The following is a 652-nucleotide window of genomic DNA, read 5'->3' as shown; positions in this document are numbered from 1 at the left end:
CCGTACGCATCGAGCGCGGTGCCAACCCGGTGGTGCACACGCCACAGGGCAAGGTCAGGGCCAAGTTCATCATCGTTGCCGGCAACGCCTACCTCGGTAATCTGGTACCGGAACTGGCAGCCAAGTCCATGCCCTGCGGCACACAGGTGATTACCACCGAACCGCTGGGCGAAGAACTGGCGAAGTCCCTGCTGCCCCAGGATTACTGCGTCGAAGACTGCAATTACCTGCTCGACTATTACCGCCTGACCGGTGACAAGCGCCTGATCTTCGGCGGTGGCGTGGTGTATGGCGCGCGGGACCCCGCAAACATCGAAGCGATCATTCGCCCGAAAATGCTCAAGGCGTTTCCTCAGCTCAAAGATGTGAAGATCGACTACGCCTGGACGGGCAACTTCCTGCTGACCCTGTCGCGTTTGCCACAGGTCGGGCGCCTTGGCGACAACATCTATTACTCGCAGGGCTGCAGCGGCCACGGAGTGACCTACACACACCTGGCCGGCAAGGTGCTGGCCGAAGCATTGCGCGGGCAAGCTGAACGGTTCGATGCGTTTGCGGACTTGCCGCACTATCCGTTCCCGGGCGGGCAGTTGTTGCGTACGCCGTTTGCGGCATTGGGCGCCTGGTATTACGGCTTGCGCGACAAACTGGG

Annotated in this window: 1 protein-coding gene; it reads left to right on the top strand. The window is 61.3% G+C overall.

The window, feature by feature from the left end; genetic code table 11:
* A partial coding sequence (locus DBR24_RS31605; RefSeq protein WP_256591307.1) for an FAD-binding oxidoreductase occupies window positions 1-652 on the top strand: 652 nt, incomplete at both ends.

Origin of the sequence: Pseudomonas sp. HMWF006 (assembly GCF_003061205.1) — a bacterium.
Lineage (GTDB): Bacteria > Pseudomonadota > Gammaproteobacteria > Pseudomonadales > Pseudomonadaceae > Aquipseudomonas > Aquipseudomonas monsensis.
Note: the sequence above shows the minus strand (reverse complement) of the source record. Positions and strands in the feature narration are given on the sequence as shown.